This window comes from Photobacterium sp. DNB22_13_2 (assembly GCF_052873915.1).
The window spans coordinates 77,286-96,812 of record NZ_JBNNXU010000003.1 but is presented as its reverse complement, the minus strand read 5'-3'; the positions used below and the strand labels follow the sequence as shown (position 1 = coordinate 96,812).

Here is a 19,527-nt window from a genome sequence, read left to right as displayed (position 1 = left end):
AACTACACCTCCACCGACGCAGGCGCGTTGAAGTGAATGATCTCTGCATCACACTCATCGGCAATACGAGAAGCGCGTTTCACTAACTCATCGCTGAGCTGAACGGTTTCCAGTGCGTTAGGGATCACCTGGCTGATGACCTTGGCTTCTCCGTTCTCAACAATCGTGGTTTTCTCGAACAACTCGCTCAATTGCTGGTAACAGGTTTTGCAGTCGGTACACTGGCCCTTTTCATCCTCATTGATGGCAACGAGGGGGAGGGTACCTTCAGCATGACTGGATGCTTGCGGAGCCGTTGAACCTGCCTCTATTTGGGTGACCGGAATGGCGTTGGCAACATTGGGTGACGCTGCCATTGCCAACTCAGCCAAACCATTGGCAATCGATTCGATGGTCTGCTCGTTGCTATCCATCGCGTTCTGATAACGCTGTTTCCACTCATTGATTTGCAATTGGTATTGCTGGTCAATGTTGGTGACATGCTGGCCGCTAAGGTATTGCAGCATATGCCAGTTGCGTAAACGCTCTTCGGTCAGTGCTACAATCGAGCTGGAGACTTGCAGCTTGATCAGGTGCTGCTGTTTGTCGGTTGCCCAGATAAACGGTGTTTTGCCATTGCGTTCATCAGCACTCATTGCAACGTATTCTGCCACCTCAATGGCGCTTTGAACTTCCGTTACTGGGGTGAAGTGCTTCTTGAAGCGTCCTTCATAGAGTGAGAAGTCAGCCGGGGTGAACGGCACTTGTTTCAACTGAGTCATACCATCGCTGTCGATATAGCTGATGGTATGGGTTGCCCAATCCTGTTGCAGTTCAGGGTTCCCTTCGATACAGAAGCGTTCGGACAAGGTTTCGCCCTTACGTGGGTCATGAACAAAGACCGGACTCATGCGGCTTTCAACCGCCAAGCGTGAGTGGCGAGTACTGGCATCATCGGCAATACCGTGTTCGCCCATACATGGGGTATAGACATCAAACAGCGCAGGGGCATCTTGATAGTTCAAGTACTCCATCAAGTTCGACATAAAGTGTCCCTGCAAGGCTGTCGAGGTTTGTACCACCATAACTTTCGGGTGGAAGGTCGCAATAATCCCAAGTTCTTTACGCGATTCCTGCTTACCACTGTGGGCACTGCCAAAGCGGCTTAAGTCGGAGTCCTGTGCAGTGAAGCTGGCAGTAGACGCCTGACCACCGGTGTTGGAGTAGCTACCGGTATTGAGTACTAATACCTTGATTGGGGTGCTGGTAGCCAGCAAGCGCGATAGGGCACCGAAGCCGATGTCATAGGTCGCGCCGTCACCACCGATACTGAATACGGTCGGTAACAGTCCGAGCTCCTGATCAGATAGATGGCTCCATTCTAGGTAACGAAGCTGGCTATCATGCACGTTGGTATCGTACATATCTTCCAGCTCAAGCTTGGCGGCACGTAGCGCCTTGAACTGCTCTAGTTGGTTCGCTGCTTCACCTTCGAATAAGCCTTTTGCAACCGCTGGGGTGTCTTGGAACAAGCTGTTCACCCATGGGTCGTTGTATGGATTGGCTGGGAAGGTGGATGCGTAGACACTACTACAACCGGTCGCGTTGGCAATCAAAGCATCAGAAGGACCATTACCTGTTGGGCCGTGCTCGAAGTGGAACAAGCGTTTCTCAAGCACTTTAACGGTGCGGGCAATACGTTCGGCACGTGGTTGTTCTGCCTCGATATTAACCAGTGATTCACACTTATCTTCCAGCTTCTCAATCATGTCCTCAAGGCTAACAATGTGCGACTGGTAACGCTGTTGTTGCAAGGCGCGGTTAACTGAAGTCGCAAGGCGCAGTGCGGTGACCTCACCACACCCACGGCACGCACCGTGACCTGAGCTCATGGCATAGTAGTTACTGCGATCAAGCAGCAGGCGCTTCGATTCGCTGGCATCGGTGATACCTTGCTGCAGGAAGCGGGCAGGAGTATTTGGCATTTCAGCCAATGTAGTGAACAGCTCGTGCATTTGTTGATTCATTTCAGTGGTCTGGCGAACCTTCTGCAGTGCGTTTGGTCCGCAGACATCAACACACTCCATACAACCACTACATTTGCTTGGATCGATGGCGACTGAGAATAACCCACCGCTGCCGGGAACCGCTTTCTCCATTGCGTCGAAGAATGGCTTGGTACGGCTGACAGGTAACGATTCTAATGCGACACAAATACCGGCCATTTGCTGAGTGACAGCAGGGTCGTCGAAGGTCATGGTGTCGACCACGTTGGCAACAACTTGGTGCAGCGGCAGTGACTCGTTTTTAGGTGCGGTGCGGTAGTACTGGCGCACTGCATCCAAAATCGGTGGCATCTTCGCTTTCAGGCCATCACGCTGCATAGGTGGGATATTAAGCTTGTCGATAGCCACGTACAGGATATCGTGCAGTTCATGTACCGCATTAGGGATCGCGCCGTCAGGACAGGCAATGGTACATTCCATACAGCCGGTACACTTATCTGCGTCGAACTTAGGTGCATTGAGCCTGAACAGGCCTTTATCTTTGGTGATTGCGCTGGCTGGTGGCATAAACATGCCTGAGCCTGGAATAACCGGTGCTTCACCGATTGTGCCATCAGCGTAGTGCTGACCTGCGATATTACTGAAGTAGGATGGATCGAACAGGCCACAGCTGGCTTGTTTTTGTTTTGGTGCTTCGCTAGTTAATGCAACGGTTGCCTCAACCTCAATATCGTTGAAATCGGCGTAGCAAACCTGCTGGGTCGCGTGGATCCCTTCGCGGATCACCGCCATGTTACTTTCAACAACTCTTTCACCCTTGGAACCAAACTTCTTGGCAATTTGTTGGGTGATACGCTCAAGCATCGATGACTCGTCGGACCCTTGGGTAACTTGAGTGGCGTGACCACAAAGCGCACCGATAAAGGCGATACCCATCATCCTGATCTCAAGATCAGCTGATGGTGCTTGTTCTCTGGCAACCTTAAAGGCATCGACGATGTAGAAGTTGATATTGTTTTCACGAATAAACTGACGAGCACTGGCTGGGATCTCTTGCCACACTTGCTCTGGTTCGTGGTGGGTTTGCAGAATGAAGGTACCGTTGCGAGTCAAGCCGGCCAACGGGTTGGTGTGCATAAACACCTTATGGTCTGGCGACAGGACAATTTCAACTTCCTGCAATTCGGCATTGGTGATCTTTATTGGCTCTGGCGATAGCGTGATAAAGAAGTTGGTTGGCGCACCACTTTTCTCCGAACCATATTTAGGCATTGACTTAGAATGCAGTCCCAACGCGCCGGATAGGATATCTGTCAACAACTTACCGGTTGCAATGGTGCCGTAGCCACCGACAGAGTGGAAACGTACCCGCATGGCAGATTCTGGCAGCAGATTAGGATTGTCGCCGGTTTCCAATGCCATCAGCTCGGTATCAGGGTAAGCTTCGCGCAGGCGGTCTTGGATTTCCTTCAATTCGCCGGTTGCTTTGGCATCAAAGAACTGGCTGCCCAAGTAGAAGAATGGCTTGGTGTTCTCTTCACGCATGTTATCAAATGCGGCGATGAGGTGTTTAGGCTGTAGGTCGTGACCGCCAAGCCCGAAGATGCCGGTGTTGATCATCGGGATATGCTGTAGCGGTTTAATGCCATGGTGGCGAGTCTTCTGAACATTTTCTTGTGCTTTGAATAGTGCGCGGGAAATACGAGCAGTTAAGCGAGTTTCATCACAGCGCTCAAGAACGGTTACCGCTAATTTGCCTGCGAGTTTCTCGACGATCTGTGCTTCTGGGAATGGGTGCAACTGTTTGATCGAAATAACACCGACTTTCTGTCCTTGGGCACGCAAATGCGTCGCGACAGCTTCGGCATCATCAGTGACTGAGCCTAGGCCTACAATCACGTAGTTGGCATCGTCACACATAAAGTCCATTACCGGCTCATAGAAGCGACCGGTTAGCTCGCCATATTCCTGCATTGCTTGTTCGATGAACTGCGGCACATCGTTCTGGAAGTGGCTGCGATGATCGACGATCCCTGCTTGATAATCAGGCTGGTTTTGTACCCCACCGGTGAGGCCTGGGTTGTGGGTATCGACCAGTGCTGGAACACGTTGACGGGTGTCTTTTTCATAGGCGTTGAGCCAAGCGCGTTGCCATTTCTTTTGCAGGCCGTCAGGCAAGAATGCTTTGGTCGACTCGATGAATTGACCTTCACTGTCCGTTTCAATCGCTTCGCTGTTGTTAGCGATGACGCCTTTTAGGTCATTGAGTTTTTCAGGCCAGAATTGGTCTTGGTATTTATCGATAAATTGACCTAGCTGCCAAACACGTCCTTTGGCACCGTAAAGCATACGCTGCGCTTCGGTTGGCGCCACAATACGGTCGGTTGGATCACCAAGGTACTGCTTGAGTAATTCAGGCTCGGGAAGTTTCACTTCACTTTGGATATGGCTGGTGGCAAAACCATCCATGGTATTGGCAACCGGGATCAGTGACTGGGCGCTGACTCGGTATGAGATCGCCGCGAGATCCGCAGCTTCTTGCGCGTTACTGGCAAACAGGGTGGTGTAGCCTGCAGAAAGCAGGGCGTAAACATCATCATGCCCGGCCATGACATTCAATGAATGGCGAGAGACCGAACGCGCAGCAACATGAAGCACGAAGCCAGCGGTTTTTTTACCTACCGTGACATAGTGTGATTCCAAAGCATAAAGAATACCTTGGCTGGAAGAGGCGTTTGAGATGTATTTTCCGCCGGTCAGAGCCGCGCCTAGTGCACCACTTTGTGCTGAATGCTCGCCTTCAGGTTCGAAGAAGAAGGGGTGCTGTCCCCAAACATTACAACCACCTTGCGCCCTGAATGCTTCGTATAATTCTGATATTTCAGTCGAAGGGGTGATGGGGTATCCAATGACACCGCCACAAACATAATCCATGACATGCGCGACGGCGCCATTTCCATGTATTACGGTTGATTGGCCTGGGTAAGTTGGTGTGCCCTGGGACGTATTGCTCCTTTGTGTCAGTGTAGACATACGACATAGCTCCTTGGTATGTGATTATTATTTAGCCGACTTCCTTAAGGGTCGATTCTTTACTTCCTCACCAAAATACTTCACGGCTTATGTGCCGCATTGCACCTTATCAACCAGAGCATTTTGGTGAAAAATCACATAAAACAAGTGATAGCTCTCGATTTGACCAACTGATGCTTATAACAACAGATGCTACACTAGTTGCATTTGTAGCTTTGCTCATGCGGTCACAAATTAAACACAAAAACCTCAATAAAAATGCGTGTATATGCTAACTGATAATCGATAACAAAATAGGTTAACTGCCTTGTCCAAAAGCTTGATAATCTAGCCGCTTTCCTTGTTTACTTGTGGTGGTTTTTCTTTGTTTTCTCAGCACAAATATACCTTGGCCGGATGTGTCGCGATCTTGCTGTGGAGCACCATTGTTGCCTTCATCCGCAACGTCGCCGAGCAATTGGGGCCAGTCGGTGGTGCAGCGATGATTTATACCCTGAGTTCGGTATTGCTGGTGGTGGTTGTCGGCGCGCCTAAACCTAGCCGGTTTTCTCCTCGTTATCTGCTAATTGGTGGCAGCTTGTTCGTTAGTTATGAGATGTGCTTGGCACTGGCGTTGGGGATGGCTAACGACAGGGTCCAGACGGTTGAAATGAGTGTGATCAATTATCTCTGGCCTGCCTTAACGGTGCTGCTAGCAGTAGTCGTAAGCCGACAACCAGTCAGTAAATGGTTGTATCCAGCGATGGCGATGGCGTTCTTCGGGGTGGCTTGGACAGTTTCCGGCGATCAAGGGCTATCACTGACTCGGCTAGTAGAAAATGTCGCGACCAATCCGGTGAGCTATACCCTTGCATTCACCGGTGCGTTTATTTGGGCTATCTACTGCAATATCACCAAACGCTTGGCTAACGGCCAGAACGCGATAGCCTGGTTTTTCATTGCCACCGCAATGGCACTGTGGGTGAAGTACTTCCTGAGCGATCAACCGCCGATGATATGGAGTAGCGAAGCGCTGTTGAACTTGGTATTGGCGGCGGTCGCTATGGCGGGTGGCTATGGACTTTGGAATATAGCCATTATTGGCGGCAACATGGTACTGCTCGCCACACTATCGTATTTCACGCCCATTTTATCAGCCTTTTTCTCTGCCATGATATTCGGCATTAGCTTGGGGGCGACTTTCTGGCAGGGCGTGGTGATGGTGACGCTTGCCTCGCTGAGTTGCTGGTATTTGACTCGTAAAAAGCACTGAGTGAATGTTACGTAAGAATAGGTAAGATGACGAACCTCAAAACGCCGGCCCACAAGGTCGGCGTTTTTATTGTCACTATTCCATTATCAGATGGTGGGAATGAATGGTTTGTATATCATGGTAATTATCACCCTGTAAGAATGGTGGTTGAACCATGGCTAGCGTTGCGCGTAAATAGAGGGGTCGGCGCGATGGTAGCTACTGAACGTGTCGCCTAACCAGAGAATACCGACAGGAAACGCTTTGAAAACAGATAAATATAAATTAAATGCAAATGAGAAGATGCTTCAGGTACTGATGCATATTGCGTCAGAAAATGAACCTGTAACAGCACAAGCGATAAGTGAACAGACAGGTATGCCGCAAAGTAGCGTTTATCGCTATTTGGTAATCCTTAAGAACTGGAACTTGATTGAGGAGAGCCCGAGACAGAGCTGTTACAGCATTGGTCCGGCGGCGCTACAACTACTGCGTAATTTCCAGCAATTCTCACCGCTTTCGAGCGGGGTACATCAGGTACTGAAACGGATCCAGCAACAGACCGGAGAGATGGCCGCTTATTTGGTGCCTGTTGGTTTCAGGGCTTTGTGTACAGCTAGGGTAGACAGTCCTCATGCGTTGCGTTGTGCCTATGAGGAAGGCCAGAGTCAACCTTTGATCCGTGGTGCTTCGGCCAAGGTGATTTTGGCTCACCTGCCGGAACAAAGGGTAATGTCGACATTGCATCATTTTGGTATTACAGAGCCTGAAGACGTTACCCATTGGCTGCAAGATTTAGCGCAGATAAAAAAAGACGGCTACGCCATCAGTACTTCGGAATATGACGTTGGTGTTTCTGGAGTGAGTGCCCCGGTATTTACCGGCAACAAGATTGTTGGGGCGGTGAGTGTTATGGCGCCGCAAGAGCGGGTTCAGAAGAGTAAGAACGCGATAATTTTTTCAGTCCTTCAGGCGGCGAGGGTATTGCCACCGGACTTGTAACCGAACATAAGGAGCAATCATGCTGGATGTAAAACGTTGGTTTCCATTTTCCTTCCTAGGTCACCCCGTCAATACGCATTCTAGAGTCATGATTGAGCCTTATGCCGAGCAGCGAAAGGTTGGGGCCGTGATATTGGGGCTCGCCAGTGACTTGAGCCTAAGTGATTACGATATATACACTGGGGCCAAAGAAGGGCCGGACAGCATCAGACAGATGTTGGTTAGAACGCCGTATTCAGGCGCATTACCTATCTATGATGCGGGTGTAATTGAAGCAAAGAGCTACTTCGGTATCAAAGAAGACGAATTTGATACCATGAGGACTGCTCAGTATGCCAAGTTGTGTGGAATGCTCAAGCTTGGTCATTTACCTGTGATGCTCGGTGGAGGACATGAAGTAGCGATCGGTAGCTATCAGGCGCTATCTGATACCGTGAATCAAACGGGTAATGACAGCTCTGGTGAAGAGAGCCAGAGCTTACCGTTTTTAGAAGGCAATCGGATAGGTATTATCAATATCGATGCCAATTTCCAGCTCCGGCGATCACTGGCTGTGAAGGCTGGCTCTGCATTTCACTCCGTTGCCGCCTTTTGCCATACCAATAATCGTACTTTCCATTATTTGGGGTTGGGGATGTGCGATCACATCAATACAAAGGCGACCATGGCCTATGCCAATGAACTAGGAGCGCAATGGTTGCTTGATAGCGAAATGAAGATGAAAAATCGTAAGCGGATCCAGGCGATCGTTGCGAAGTATCTTGATCGAGTCGACCATATCCAGCTGAGTATCGACTTATCGGTATTTTCCTCAGCTATCGCGGGCGGGGTGAGTTTATCTCGGGTCTTCGGCGTCAATTTGGCGGTGGTAGAAATGGTGATTAGCCAAGCGATGGCCAGCAATAAAGTGAGGGTTGTCGATATTGCTGGCCTCAATCCGGAATATGATTATCAGAACCAGACGGCGCGTTTGGCTGTCTCACTGCTTCATCATGCCCTAAAGTCTCGCTGAGTATTAATATGAAACGTTAGTGTGATACATCAATTCGATAAAACGTCGCTTTCACATAGTCTTCTGCAAGGCCGGTACTATTTTGGTTATAGACACCGGCTTTGAAATACATGTACTGGCCACCTTGGTCATAACCGCTTTTCGACATATCGATTGTCTTATTGATGTCTGGCTTTCCTTCTCTAATGATCGTAGTGCTAAGTTGATTGCCGACCACTTCAATACGATATGAGAAGCGCTCATTTAGCTCGATACCATCTTCAGGCTCGTCGATTGCACTCGATTTGCCACCAATCATTTCATACCACTGCTCATCGCCAGATAATGGCTCGTGGGCAAAATAAATCGAGCCTTTGCTGTGATGCGGAAGCTTCCTGTAATAAAGGCGGATAGGTTCATCGTCATTGGCATGGATCTGGCCAATAATTACACGTCCAACCTGGTTTCTCTTACCTGTTGTAGTGACATGGTTTACCGACAAGTCGGCCTCCAGTATCCCATCGATTCCACCAGCTGCATGCTGATCTTCTTCAGGCGCTGACGAGAATACCCAGTTGTTGGTAGTGACGCCCTTAGTGCGAATTTTTGTATCGCCACGCCGCATCATTTCACGTAACTCTGAACGGGTATATTTAGTGTTCTCTGACGTTTTTGGCCCTGCAATAGGAGCGAGAAAAATAAGGCTACCATCTGCATTTTGCTCAAAATACGGAGAAAGCTGATAACTGTCGGCTAACTGATTTTCCGAGATATTGTCAGAGCGACCTTCTCCCGTTGTATCGACGGGGACACTGAGTGTCCATTGTTGAAGGTCAGTTGCAGCGAAGCTACTGCTAGCCATTAAGCCAAGGGTTAGTAACATTATTTTGCGCATAAAAATCAATCAAATTAAGAGCTAAGGTCGGCAGGCTACCAATCTGAGGTATGGGTTTATGTCAGGGTTATGTCAATAATAATACAAATAGATTAACGCCAATTTGACATGCAAGGATTGTTGTTAGGCTGGTATTGTAAATATCGAGTAAAGGTATCACTTTTTGATAAAGAAATAATTGGTGGTGGCACTCTCTGATGTTATAACATAACACCTGTTCATGAAGACAACGCAATACACAAGGCTTTTAATGTTTTACCGCAAAAAGGCAAACAACCGGACATATGCCGCAATCAAGCTTGCAGTCACCGGTCTCTTTTTTCTCTTCTTTCCGCTGTTTGCTTCAGCGCATCCTCATTCCTGGATTGAAATGAAAACGTATGTCGATGGCAAAGACGGCATGATCACCGGCTTTCGGATGGAATGGTCTTTTGACCCAATGACGTCGGCGTACATGCTGGATGGTGAAGATACCTCTCCGGAAATGGAAGCCCATACCTTCACCAAGGTCACGGCATCAGTGCTTGATAACATGATGTACGAGCATTACTTCACGTACTTTTATGACGGTGAAGAGCCAATCAAATACCAGCTAGCGCGCTATGGAAAGCTCACCAGAGATAGAGCACGGTTAGTGCTCACTTTCGAATTGCCACTATCAAAACCACAGCCGGTAACGTCTGACTCGCTTAAACTGCTGATTTTTGAACCAAGTTACTATGTGGATATGTCCTGGCTATCAAAAAGTGATGTGGAATTATCTGGCGACTTAGCTGACTACTGCGAGCTTGAGATGATTGCGCCAAATCCAACACCGGAGCAAATGAGCTACGCCATGTCGTTGCCAGCTGATGCAGATCCTGACAATGCACTTGGTCAGCTCTTCACACAATCTGTTCGATTCCATTGCAAAGCTGTTGACCGTGAAAATACAGGCGACAATCCGATAGTGACCAAAAAGCATGAGGGCGCCAATTAATGACACAGCAAACCAATAATACACAAGCGCGTAAGCCCTTGGTCAAAAAAGAGTGGTTGATGCTCTCGCTGCTGATGGTAGCGATGCTGATAGGGGGCTATCAACTATGGTTGGCTTGGCCAAGCATGGTACTCAAAAGTATTGAATGGCAGAGGGCAGTGAACAACCAACTGGCCGACTTGCTCTATGACGCTAAGGATAACCCGCTGGTATCTGGGGGCTATTTGGCAGGTTTCAGCTTCCTATACGGGGTGCTACATGCTCTAGGCCCAGGCCATGGTAAGGTGATAGTAACGACTTACTTAGCAACCCAGCCGACCAAGGTGAAAACCAGCCTGATGCTGACGCTGGTGTCGGCGGTTTGTCAGGCATTGGTCGCAGTTTTACTTGTAAGTGTGCTGTTGTGGGGTTTCAATGCATCGATGCGTGAGGTCAGTTCACAGGCAGTGAAGTTCATGACCATTAGCAGTGTCCTTGTTAGTGTGTTGGGGGTAATGATCTGCTGGCGTGCGTTCAAGGGAGTACGACGCAGTGTTGCTCAATCCCAAAAAATGGGCTGCGCTGACCACCATGACCACCATCATTCGACTGAATGTGGTTGCGGACACCGCCATATCGCTTCGCCGGAAGAGGTTGACAATGCTAAGACCTTGCGCGAGTACATTGGAGTGATCATGAGTATTGGTTTGCGGCCATGTACAGGGGCAATCATGGTATTGCTGTTCGCCAATATGGTCGGCCTATATTGGATGGGAGTAGTTAGTGCCCTCGTGATGTCTTTGGGTACGGCCTTGACGACCTCAGCTTTGGCTTTGTTGACCTTGTCTGGTAAGCGTATTGTCCATCGCTATTTACAGCAAGGGAATGGGCAGCCTGGAAAGTCAGATTCACGCCTTGGTTTAATATGGGCCGGATACAGCTTGCAGCTAGTGGGAGGTATCATTCTGGTGCTGCTTGGTTTATTGCTGGCCAGTAGCCAGAGTACAGGGTTATCGCCAGTCCTACTTGGTTAATGACACTTGGAAGTGGCCCCACTTTCGTGAGGCCTGTCGCCTAGCCAGGTGACGTTTTTATAATTCTTTCCAGATTATTCTATTGTCGGCTCAGCCTTTGGCTGGGCCGCATTTGTTTTACGCGTGGGCATTATACGAATAAGCGTGTTGTCTTTTATGATGTAGTGGTGAAAAAGCGCAGCGATAGCGTGGATTGTAATGAAACTAAGAAGACTAAAGCCCAACAATGCATGACGTTCTCGAATTGTGGCCGTTAAGGCCCGATTGGGTTCAACAATGGCCGGTATATCAAGGCCAGCTATCGATAGTTGGCTCCCTGTACTATTAAGCAAAGCCAGACCAGCGAGTGGGATCAACAGCATCAAAACATACAATGCGAGATGAACGAAGTGGCTCAATTGTGTCTGTAGTCGGCTTGGTTGTGGCTGTATTTCTGGCTTGCTGCTGAATTTTCTGACGACTAAGCGAAAAAGTGTTACGACAAAAAGAGTGGCGCCGAGATAGTAGTGAATATGGCTGAACAGATCACGGGTAGAGGAGCCTCGTTCAAAGCTGATTGCTATTTCAATCGAAGCGAAAAGGGCTATGACCGTGCAGAACGTCAGCCAGTGTAGGAATATACTGACAGGGTTGAAATGTTTTTTATCCATATTTTGTGTTTATCCATGTTGATGTTGAGCGTGTGAGCACGGCTCATACTATGGATTTGCGACATTGCGACAAGATAAGCGGGTGATAATTTATATGAATTATTGAAGAACCGATCATTATGATATTTCTTGAGATAATTTAGGTGTCAGGCTCAAAGATGAAAAAACACATTGGAGCGGAAGCGCTAATAATATAGTAAGCGCTTGTTGATATTAGCTGGCAACGTGGAGTCTATGTGAACAATTTGCAGTGGAATAAACAATTACTGGTTCTCGGCGCTTGGTGTTTGATGGTAACCCCATCTGTTGCCAGTGAACCCGCTTTTGATTGCACAAAAGCAGATGGGGCGGTCGAAACCCTGATATGCCAAGATACATATCTGGCCTCAATGGATCAGAAGATGCAGCAAGTGTTTGATAAGGCTATGGCCCATCTGCCTGCTGAAGATGTGAAAATCCAAAAGGCGATGCAGCGTGGTTGGATAAAAGGACGAAACGATTGCTGGAAAGCCAATGATGTACGTGACTGCACAGACTTTGCGTATAAAAGCCGGATTGTCGAACTGCAAGTTATCAGCGGTCAGCTAGAAGTACCAAAAGGTGTTTCATTAGACTGCGACGGTAACAGCCAGCCATTTACTGCGGTATTTTACAATCAGACAGACCCGGCAAGCGTGGTATTAACGCGTGGCAATGACCAGGTGATTGCATTGGCTGAGCCGATGGCAAGTGGTATTAAATATTACGGACAAAACGTGGAATACGGTGAACATCAAGGTGAGATCATCATTAAGTGGTTCGATAACACGTTCGAATGCCAACAGAAGTAGTAAAACAGGCAAGGCAATAAAGAGAAACGTTGAGGGGACAGAGCATGCGTTTAGCTCGGCAAGTTTTTATAAAGGTAGCGATTGCTAGCCTTTTGTTTGGCTTTATTCAATTTGTCCAGGCGGCATCAATGATAGCGACGCTACCTGATGGCAGGGAAGTTATTTTACTTGATGATAATACCTGGCAGTTTGTGGGCGAAGATAAAACCGCAGAGAAAACGGTGATAGCTGGCGGCGCTGCGGCCGTGGGTACATCTGCTGTGGTTGGTAGTGTAAAGGCTGAGGGGGCCAAATCGGGAGAGCCTAGACCTGAGGAAACTAGATCGGGAGAAGTTAAGACTGTGCCTTCTTTATCATCGGTTGCCTCTGCCTCTGCTTCTGCGAGGACAAACGGTGATCTCGTTGCCCCTAATACTGGTAGGGTCGTCGGTGAATATCAACGCAGCGGAGTCGTCGTCGTCGCTCAATCTGCCAGTTATCAGGAGGGTCGGTTAACGATCCCGATTTCGTTAAGAAATGAAGGTACCGATTCAGTGATTTTGGTTGAAGTGGCGACCATACTTCGCAATGAAAAAGGCGAGGTGCTCAAGCGTGATAATCATGTTGTCTGGACATCCATCAAGCGAATGCCTGAAACCTACTTTCGACCGGGCACCGAGCGGGAAGGAAAAATTCTGACATTTTCTGTTCCCAAGCAAGAACATTATTTCTTAGAAACTGACATTACAACTGTCGAGCGTTGGTGAGGCATCTAACGGTTTGTTGATGCTATGATATTTGGTTAATGCCAGCTCGATATGGGTATTCTCAACCTCAAGTAACGTATCTAAATGATTAGGGTATTCATTGCCCTGGCTTTTCATATAGGCTGCCAGTAACTTAACATCGTCAGGCCTTGGGCGATAACTCAAGTTTGGAAACGTCTGATAAATATTGGTAATCGCTGCTTTTAGCGTATCTGCAATAGGTGCCACTGAAATTGTCATATTTTGCTACGTCTAGGGTTAAGTTAATTGATAATGGTCGTCAATGTGAGCATGGGGATTGTAGATGTGGTTTATGACAGGGATTTTTCAGAGCTTAAAATCTCTTCAGATTGTTTCATGGAACGGTCTAGGAAAAAAGCTCTCAGCTAACTTGTCGAGATAACAAGGTAATTGAGAGCATATCGTTAGTGATATTCGGTAAAACTGTATAGATACTATTTTGATGCTGCCAGTTGTTCGGCACGGCGAGCTTTTGCTGCCACCAAGCGAGCAGCGCGCTTATCAGGTTTGATTAAAATACTTTTCGCAGTAACTTGGGTATCTTCAGTGCTTTTCTTACTTTTCGGTAGCAGTTGGTTTAATACGATAGTGGCTAACGTCCCTGTAGTGATCCCGGAGTGAAACACCGTTTTTAATGAGTCAGGGAAGTGCTGAAGCAAGTGCGGCTCAAGGGTTACCGCCATACCTGACGCCAAGCCAACACAAACAACGAGCGCATTTCGACGAGAGTCAGCAGCTTTGAGCAACATACGGATACCAGCATAGGCAATCATACCGAACATAACGAAGCCGACGCCACCTAATACTGGTTTCGGAACGGTAACGGCCAGCGCTGCGACTTTTGGAAATAAGCCTCCCGCGACCAAAAGCAAACCGGTTAGTGCAACCACATAACGGCTGGCGACACCACTGATCCCCACAATTCCAACATTTTGGCTAAAGCTGGCTACCGGCATTGCCGAGAACATAGCCCCAAAAGTACTGCCAAGGCCATCGCCAAGCAATCCTCGTTTGAGGTCTTTTCCTGACACATCAACATGACAGTTGCTGCCCAGTGCCATAAAGTCGCCTGTAGCCTCAGCAACGACCACTAGGTATACCAAGGTCATACTGATAATCGCTGGGATTGAGAAAGTCATTCCGTATTTGAAAGGCTCAGGGGCTGCAACCCAATTCGCTTCGTAGAGTTGGGTCAGGTCAACCATGCCAAGCGGTATTGCCATCAGGTAGCCTGCGGCCAAACCGATAACGATAGCCGAGGCGGCGATGGCTCCTTTACAGAATACTGATACGCCGATCACAACGGCTAGAGATGCGGCAGCAAGAAATATCTTGGGCAAGGAGGCAAAGCTGGGATCGCCAGCCGGCGCATCGCCGATCCAGTTCATCGCGACGGGTAAAATCGTCAGACCGATAAGGGTGACGACCACACCGCTAACCAGGTTGGGAAACAGCTTGCGAATTTGATCCATATAGAAGCTGGCGATGATGACAAAAAACGAGCCAACAAAGGCGGACCCGAGAATCGTCGACATACCGCCGGTTTGGCCAATGGCAATCAATGCGCCGAGAAAGGCGAAGCTGGCACCCATGACCACAGGTAACCTTATCCCCACGGGACCAACTCCGAGACACTGGACGATAGTGGCAATGCCGGACACAAACAGAGAAGCGCTGATAAGGGTAACGACATCGGGCTCAGGTAACCCGATGGCCCCACCGACAATCAAAGGTACGGCGACAATACCGCCGATGGAAGCCAGCATGTGCTGGAGAGCAAGGAAAAAGGTGATCCCATGGGGGGGCTTTTCATTGAGTTGGTAGAGTAGCTGCATTGTTCAATCCTTATGTACAACAACATGTATTTTGGATAAAAAAGCTCCCCTGCGAGTTAGGCAGGGGAGAAAGACTTACGGTGTGATGTCTTCAATGACAGCATTGATGGCATTCAGGATGGGTTGATAGCCCGTACAGCGGCATAGGTTACCCTCTAGGGCATCTAACACCTGCTGTTGGCTGGGGCGATGATATTTCTTCAGCAAGGCCCAGGTACTCATCAGAACGCCCGGCGTGCAAAAACCACATTGCACACCTCCACGCTTGATAAAGGACTGTTGCAGCTGCTGGGCGAGAGGATCGGCTTTTAGCCCTTCGATAGTCACCACTTGGCTGTTTTGGCATTGGGCTGCCAAAATCATGCATGAGCAAACAGCCTCGCCGTCCATGACCACGGTGCAGGCGCCACACTCACCAACGGCACACCCTTCTTTAGTACCTGTTAGCCCGAGATCTTGCCGTAGCAAGTCGAGTAAGCGGGTATTACCAGTGACCGACAATTGGTACGGGCGGTCGTTGACAGAAAGTGACAATGGGATCAGGTTTTCAGCAAGCAGGCTCATTGCACTTCTCCTTGTAGTGGCTGATGGGGTTGCTGATAGCGAATATCGTTCATGAGATCGCGGAACATATTAAGGTAGACCGGCTGCTTGTAAGCGGCTGACCAGCGTCCGCCGATAGCTTGGTCAATCATCTCTTCGAGTACGGTACAGGCGTGCTCTATGTTCTCAGTGTTAAGTGTGTGGCCGAGCAAAATGTTCTCAACCGGAGTTAAGTGCTGTGGTTTACTAAACAGCGCACCATCAACCAAGCAGCAAGTGGTGATTACACCACTGTTGTTGCGCTCCATTATGCAACTTAGGCTTAGCCTAGTGATGTTGAGCGCATTACGCCTGCCAAGCTGGCGGTATTCTTGGATCCTTCCTGATGGGTTGTGTTTCGCTGGGCTTGGGATCGGCAAGATAACCTTAGTGAGTAACTCTCCGGGTTTTAGCTCGGTGCGATAGCCCCCAGTAATAAATTCACTGATTGGAAGCGTCCGGCGACTGTCATGGCTTTGTAGCATTATCTTGGCTTCATAGATCACCAATGGTGGGACAGAATCAGCACAAGGAGCGGCATTGACAATGTTGCCACCGATAGTTGCGCGGTTGCGGATCTGGTGCGAGCCAATGGTGTGGCAAGCTTGGGTGAGTAATGGATAGTGTTGCTTGATGTCCGGATGTTCGGTCACACGGGTGAAGCAAACGCCTGCGCCGATATGCCACTCGCCTTTGACGCGTTCAATTTCAAGCAGCTCAGGCAGTCGAGCAATATTGATCAATGTCTTAGGCTCATTTTGCAATCGGCCTTGAACTATCACATCGGTCCCACCTGCCAACGGGGTGGCACTACCGTCAGCAAGCAGGGCCAATGCCGAGGCTAAGGACTCGGGGTTCTTAACCGAGAAACTATTGAGGCGATGGGTTTGCTTTTTCTCGGCAGCGGCATGAAGAAGCTCGCTCTGGCGGGCTGGCTTTTTCAAGTTATAGCCAAGGACAACCTGTTCGAGAGTCAGCGGTAGTTGGCGATGGCGATTTCCGGTCGCAAAGGCGACGGCATTGGTAATCGCCGCTGCGGCAAGCTCTGCCGCTGGCTCACCGATACTCTTGGCACCGAATGGCCCTCCATTGTCTTCATTTTCGACGGCATGGATAGAGAGTGAAGGGATGTCTTTAATGGTAGGGAGCAGGTAGCTATCGAGGTTTTCAGATTTCACCTGACCGTGCTCGATGTTGTAGTCCTCTAACATGCCAAGGCCAACGCCTTGGGCAATGCCTCCGGCCACTTGTCCTTCATAGCCAATTTGGTTGATAACCTGACCAACATCATGAACAGCTGTAATATCGAGAAGATCGATTTTCCCCGTACTGGTATCGACTTTTAGGTCGACGATTTGGCAGCCATACACCCAAGTGAAGTACGGTGATCCTGTCCCTTTCTCTTCATCCCAATGGATTGCAGGTTGGTCGAACCAACCATAGGCCGCAAGGTTAACCCCCGCCCATTTAGTGGCATTGGCCGCCTCAGCAAAGCTGACCGACTTATCCCGCGCATGGCGGTTGCAGATCACGCCATCGGCCCACCGTGTGTCTTTAAGACTGGTAACACAAAGTTGCTCTTTGATGACCTCGAAAATGCGTTGCTTGATTTGCTCAGCACCGTCTTTAACGGCATTACCGCCCGTGACGGTGGCACGGGAAGCAACGGTTGGTCCGCCATCGGCAATCAGTGAGGTTGGTGGCTCGACAAAGGTGACTTTGTCTACTGATAAGCCAAGGACTTCAGCAGCAATGGTCGCCATGGTCGTTTGTAGCCCCTGGCCATTTTCACATACACCGGTCGAGACATTGACGCTGCCGTCACTGTTCACGGTGACCAATGCACTTGAGGTGTCTACCCCTTCAGCGCCCATCGAACAACCACGGTAACTCAGCGCCATGCCGATACCGTATTTAATGTGTCCTTTTTGGGCATTGATTTCCGCATAGTGTTCACGTTTGGCTTGGAACTCACTGCGTTGAACTGCTTTGTCGAGTACTTCTATGGCTGATACATTATGGTTATCAAACACTTGATTGGTAATACTGCGACCGCCCTGACGCAGGGCATTACGCTCCCTGACTTGTACCGGGTCGAGCTGACAAGCCTGGGCGATTTCATCCATCAGCGATTCGTTGGCAAAGATGATTTGCGGCGAGCCAAAGCCACGCATTGCACCGGACATGCTGTTGTTGGTATACACGCCTTTGATATCGACCCGGACATTCTCGATGTCATACGGACCTGCTGCTTGAATCACCGAGCGCCAGGTTACAAAGGGAGTACATGCAGCATAACCACCGGCATCGGCCAAGATATTGACCTTCATACCTTGGATTTTACCGTCTTTACTGACCCCGACCTTGTAATGCATGTGATAAGGATGACGCTTGGTACTTTCGATGATGGATTGTTCACGGGTGTATGAGAACTTCACTGGACGCCCGGTTAGCGAAGCGAGCAATGCAGCACGGCAGGCCAGATGATCAATACCATCATCCTTACCGCCAAATGACCCACCCATCACGGCCCGCTTGATATTGACCTTGGCTTGGTCAATATCCATAAAGCTGGCAACGAAGCCTCTTACCCGGTGGGGGTTCTGGATCGAACCTGTGATCACGAGTTCACGCGACGTCGGATCGATGTAGGCCGTTACCGATTCTGGCTCAATATAGCCATGTTCCTGAAAACCGACCTGATAGGTGTGTTCGAGGACAATGTCAGCATCGGCGATCGCTTGTTCGGCATTGCCTTTTTCAGTGTGGTGACGGTTGACCACATTCGAACCGCTTTCTGGATGGATCAGGCGCGCACCATCGGCAAGGGCATCATGCACATTACCTATGGGGGTAAATGGTTGATAATCGACTTTGATCTTATCGGCTGCCAAGCAAGCCGCTTCGTAGCTTTCTGCGGCGACGATGGCAACAATATCACCACTGTAGCGAACTTGTTCGTTACATATAGGGTGGTAATCACGAATTATGACCCCAGTCGAAGGGTCTCCGGGGATATCTTTGAAAGTGGCTATCCGTACTACGCCTTCAATGGCGTCAGCTTCAGATGTGTCTATGCCTAGAATTTTGCCCGCTGGAATATCGGTATAGCGACACACACCATACAGCATGCCGGGCAGTGAAATATCATCTCCATATATGGCCGTACCGGTAACTTTGGCTTGGCCGTCTACGCGGGGTAGGCTTTGGCCTACATGATTGAAACGCGTCATTAAACACTCCCTCTTACATTGGCGACGACGATCGCCAATGACAAACAATGTGCAAAAGATTGCTGCATCGAGGATGTCTAACTAGGAAATTACGCGAAATGGATAGTGAGTTAGCGTCATTTCGTAGCGACTTCGACCCAGCTACAGAGGCATTAATCAGGCCATAACCCAGCTTGTTTTTGATTGTGCGAGCAAAATGTGAACTCAAGGGGGGAAGTTTGTCGGTAGGTTGAGCGTTTTGTTGCTTACTGAGATCGGGGTCAAAAAAAAGTAATATTTATCATATTGATTAATAATACTTATTTTCATTTAAGCTCAAAGGGTATCATTTTGATAGTCTCACTTTGGGAATGAGAGTTGTCCCGGCCGTTACTGATACCATGAGAGTATTGGTTTATCAGTGGCTTGGAATAGTTTTCGTGGACTAGGTAACGTCTTTGCAAGACTGGTAGGGGTAATATAAAAGCGGTTTTTGTGTTCAATAAAAAGTACTTAACAAAG

15 protein-coding genes are annotated in these 19,527 nt (G+C 49.0%); 8 read left to right on the top strand and 7 right to left on the bottom strand.

What is annotated here, in order from left to right:
* Nucleotides 1-2 precede the first annotated feature (2 nt).
* A complete protein-coding gene (locus ACVA58_RS05940) occupies nucleotides 3-5,018 on the bottom strand; it encodes a 2-oxoacid:acceptor oxidoreductase family protein (RefSeq protein WP_446509528.1) in 5,016 nt (1,671 codons plus the stop codon).
* 364 nt (nucleotides 5,019-5,382) lie between these two features.
* On the opposite strand from ACVA58_RS05940, the gene yddG reads away from it, so the two are divergent.
* The 4 genes from yddG to ACVA58_RS05920 all read left to right on the top strand — a co-directional run bounded on the left by yddG (nucleotide 5,383) and on the right by ACVA58_RS05920 (nucleotide 8,263).
* The gene (yddG, locus tag ACVA58_RS05935) at nucleotides 5,383-6,270 is read left to right on the top strand and encodes an aromatic amino acid DMT transporter YddG (protein ID WP_446509527.1); all 888 of its coding nucleotides are present in this window, start codon (nucleotides 5,383-5,385) and stop codon (nucleotides 6,268-6,270) included.
* 26 nt (nucleotides 6,271-6,296) lie between these two features.
* Entirely contained in the window at nucleotides 6,297-6,488 is a 192-nt protein-coding gene (locus ACVA58_RS05930; protein WP_446509526.1) for a hypothetical protein, read from the top strand.
* A gap of 64 nt (nucleotides 6,489-6,552) precedes the next feature.
* The gene (locus ACVA58_RS05925; protein WP_446509796.1) at nucleotides 6,553-7,251 is read left to right on the top strand and encodes an IclR family transcriptional regulator; all 699 of its coding nucleotides are present in this window, start codon (nucleotides 6,553-6,555) and stop codon (nucleotides 7,249-7,251) included.
* A gap of 19 nt (nucleotides 7,252-7,270) precedes the next feature.
* A complete protein-coding gene (locus ACVA58_RS05920) occupies nucleotides 7,271-8,263 on the top strand; it encodes an arginase family protein (RefSeq protein ID WP_446509525.1) in 993 nt (330 codons plus the stop codon).
* 16 nt (nucleotides 8,264-8,279) lie between these two features.
* On the opposite strand, the gene ACVA58_RS05915 is transcribed toward ACVA58_RS05920, so the two are convergent.
* Nucleotides 8,280-9,137, bottom strand: a complete 858-nt coding sequence (locus ACVA58_RS05915) for a polysaccharide lyase family 7 protein (protein ID WP_446509524.1) — start codon at nucleotides 9,135-9,137, stop codon at nucleotides 8,280-8,282.
* Between the two features lie 250 nt (nucleotides 9,138-9,387).
* Between ACVA58_RS05915 and ACVA58_RS05910 the strand changes: the two genes are divergently transcribed.
* Both ACVA58_RS05910 and ACVA58_RS05905 read left to right on the top strand, forming a co-directional pair.
* The gene (locus tag ACVA58_RS05910) at nucleotides 9,388-10,116 is read left to right on the top strand and encodes a DUF1007 family protein (RefSeq protein WP_446509523.1); all 729 of its coding nucleotides are present in this window, start codon (nucleotides 9,388-9,390) and stop codon (nucleotides 10,114-10,116) included.
* Between the two features lie 59 nt (nucleotides 10,117-10,175).
* The gene (locus tag ACVA58_RS05905) at nucleotides 10,176-11,129 is read left to right on the top strand and encodes a nickel/cobalt transporter (protein WP_446509795.1); all 954 of its coding nucleotides are present in this window, start codon (nucleotides 10,176-10,178) and stop codon (nucleotides 11,127-11,129) included.
* A 74-nt stretch (nucleotides 11,130-11,203) separates the two neighbouring features.
* On the opposite strand, the gene ACVA58_RS05900 is transcribed toward ACVA58_RS05905, so the two are convergent.
* Nucleotides 11,204-11,779 (bottom strand): cytochrome b, encoded by a 576-nt coding sequence (locus ACVA58_RS05900; RefSeq protein ID WP_446509522.1) that lies wholly within the window; start codon nucleotides 11,777-11,779, stop codon nucleotides 11,204-11,206.
* A 236-nt stretch (nucleotides 11,780-12,015) separates the two neighbouring features.
* Between ACVA58_RS05900 and ACVA58_RS05895 the strand changes: the two genes are divergently transcribed.
* Together ACVA58_RS05895 and ACVA58_RS05890 are read left to right on the top strand one after the other, a co-directional pair.
* Nucleotides 12,016-12,609, top strand: coding sequence for an MliC family protein (locus ACVA58_RS05895; protein WP_446509521.1), 594 nt, complete (start codon nucleotides 12,016-12,018; stop codon nucleotides 12,607-12,609).
* A 44-nt stretch (nucleotides 12,610-12,653) separates the two neighbouring features.
* Nucleotides 12,654-13,355, top strand: coding sequence for a DUF3157 family protein (locus tag ACVA58_RS05890; protein ID WP_446509520.1), 702 nt, complete (start codon nucleotides 12,654-12,656; stop codon nucleotides 13,353-13,355).
* Here the strand turns inward: ACVA58_RS05890 and ACVA58_RS05885 are convergent.
* The 4 genes from ACVA58_RS05885 to ACVA58_RS05870 all read right to left on the bottom strand — a co-directional run bounded on the left by ACVA58_RS05885 (nucleotide 13,320) and on the right by ACVA58_RS05870 (nucleotide 19,026).
* The gene (locus ACVA58_RS05885) at nucleotides 13,320-13,595 is read right to left on the bottom strand and encodes a hypothetical protein (protein WP_446509519.1); all 276 of its coding nucleotides are present in this window, start codon (nucleotides 13,593-13,595) and stop codon (nucleotides 13,320-13,322) included. The two genes, ACVA58_RS05890 and ACVA58_RS05885, sit on opposite strands and share 36 nt — an antisense overlap.
* A gap of 215 nt (nucleotides 13,596-13,810) precedes the next feature.
* Entirely contained in the window at nucleotides 13,811-15,211 is a 1,401-nt protein-coding gene (locus ACVA58_RS05880; protein ID WP_446509518.1) for a nucleobase:cation symporter-2 family protein, read from the bottom strand.
* A 75-nt stretch (nucleotides 15,212-15,286) separates the two neighbouring features.
* Nucleotides 15,287-15,775, bottom strand: coding sequence for a (2Fe-2S)-binding protein (locus ACVA58_RS05875; protein ID WP_446509517.1), 489 nt, complete (start codon nucleotides 15,773-15,775; stop codon nucleotides 15,287-15,289).
* Entirely contained in the window at nucleotides 15,772-19,026 is a 3,255-nt protein-coding gene (locus tag ACVA58_RS05870) for a molybdopterin cofactor-binding domain-containing protein (RefSeq protein ID WP_446509516.1), read from the bottom strand. Before ACVA58_RS05870 ends, ACVA58_RS05875 begins: the two co-directional genes overlap by 4 nt.
* Between the last annotated feature and the right edge of the window lie 501 nt (nucleotides 19,027-19,527).

Bases quoted from the DNA above. Each gene is read 5' to 3' on its own strand.
- ACVA58_RS05920 (WP_446509525.1), top strand. From the start codon at position 7,271: ATGCTGGATGTAAAACGTTGGTTTCCATTTTCCTTCCTAGGTCACCCC.
- ACVA58_RS05880 (WP_446509518.1), bottom strand. From the start codon at position 15,211: ATGCAGCTACTCTACCAACTCAATGAAAAGCCCCCCCATGGGATCACC.
- ACVA58_RS05900 (WP_446509522.1), bottom strand. From the start codon at position 11,779: ATGGATAAAAAACATTTCAACCCTGTCAGTATATTCCTACACTGGCTG.
- ACVA58_RS05870 (WP_446509516.1), bottom strand. From the start codon at position 19,026: ATGACGCGTTTCAATCATGTAGGCCAAAGCCTACCCCGCGTAGACGGC.
- ACVA58_RS05890 (WP_446509520.1), top strand. From the start codon at position 12,654: ATGCGTTTAGCTCGGCAAGTTTTTATAAAGGTAGCGATTGCTAGCCTT.
- ACVA58_RS05910 (WP_446509523.1), top strand. From the start codon at position 9,388: ATGTTTTACCGCAAAAAGGCAAACAACCGGACATATGCCGCAATCAAG.
- ACVA58_RS05930 (WP_446509526.1), top strand. From the start codon at position 6,297: ATGACGAACCTCAAAACGCCGGCCCACAAGGTCGGCGTTTTTATTGTC.
- ACVA58_RS05875 (WP_446509517.1), bottom strand. From the start codon at position 15,775: ATGAGCCTGCTTGCTGAAAACCTGATCCCATTGTCACTTTCTGTCAAC.
- ACVA58_RS05925 (WP_446509796.1), top strand. From the start codon at position 6,553: ATGCTTCAGGTACTGATGCATATTGCGTCAGAAAATGAACCTGTAACA.
- ACVA58_RS05905 (WP_446509795.1), top strand. From the start codon at position 10,176: ATGCTCTCGCTGCTGATGGTAGCGATGCTGATAGGGGGCTATCAACTA.
- ACVA58_RS05915 (WP_446509524.1), bottom strand. From the start codon at position 9,137: ATGCGCAAAATAATGTTACTAACCCTTGGCTTAATGGCTAGCAGTAGC.
- ACVA58_RS05885 (WP_446509519.1), bottom strand. From the start codon at position 13,595: ATGACAATTTCAGTGGCACCTATTGCAGATACGCTAAAAGCAGCGATT.
- ACVA58_RS05940 (WP_446509528.1), bottom strand. From the start codon at position 5,018: ATGTCTACACTGACACAAAGGAGCAATACGTCCCAGGGCACACCAACT.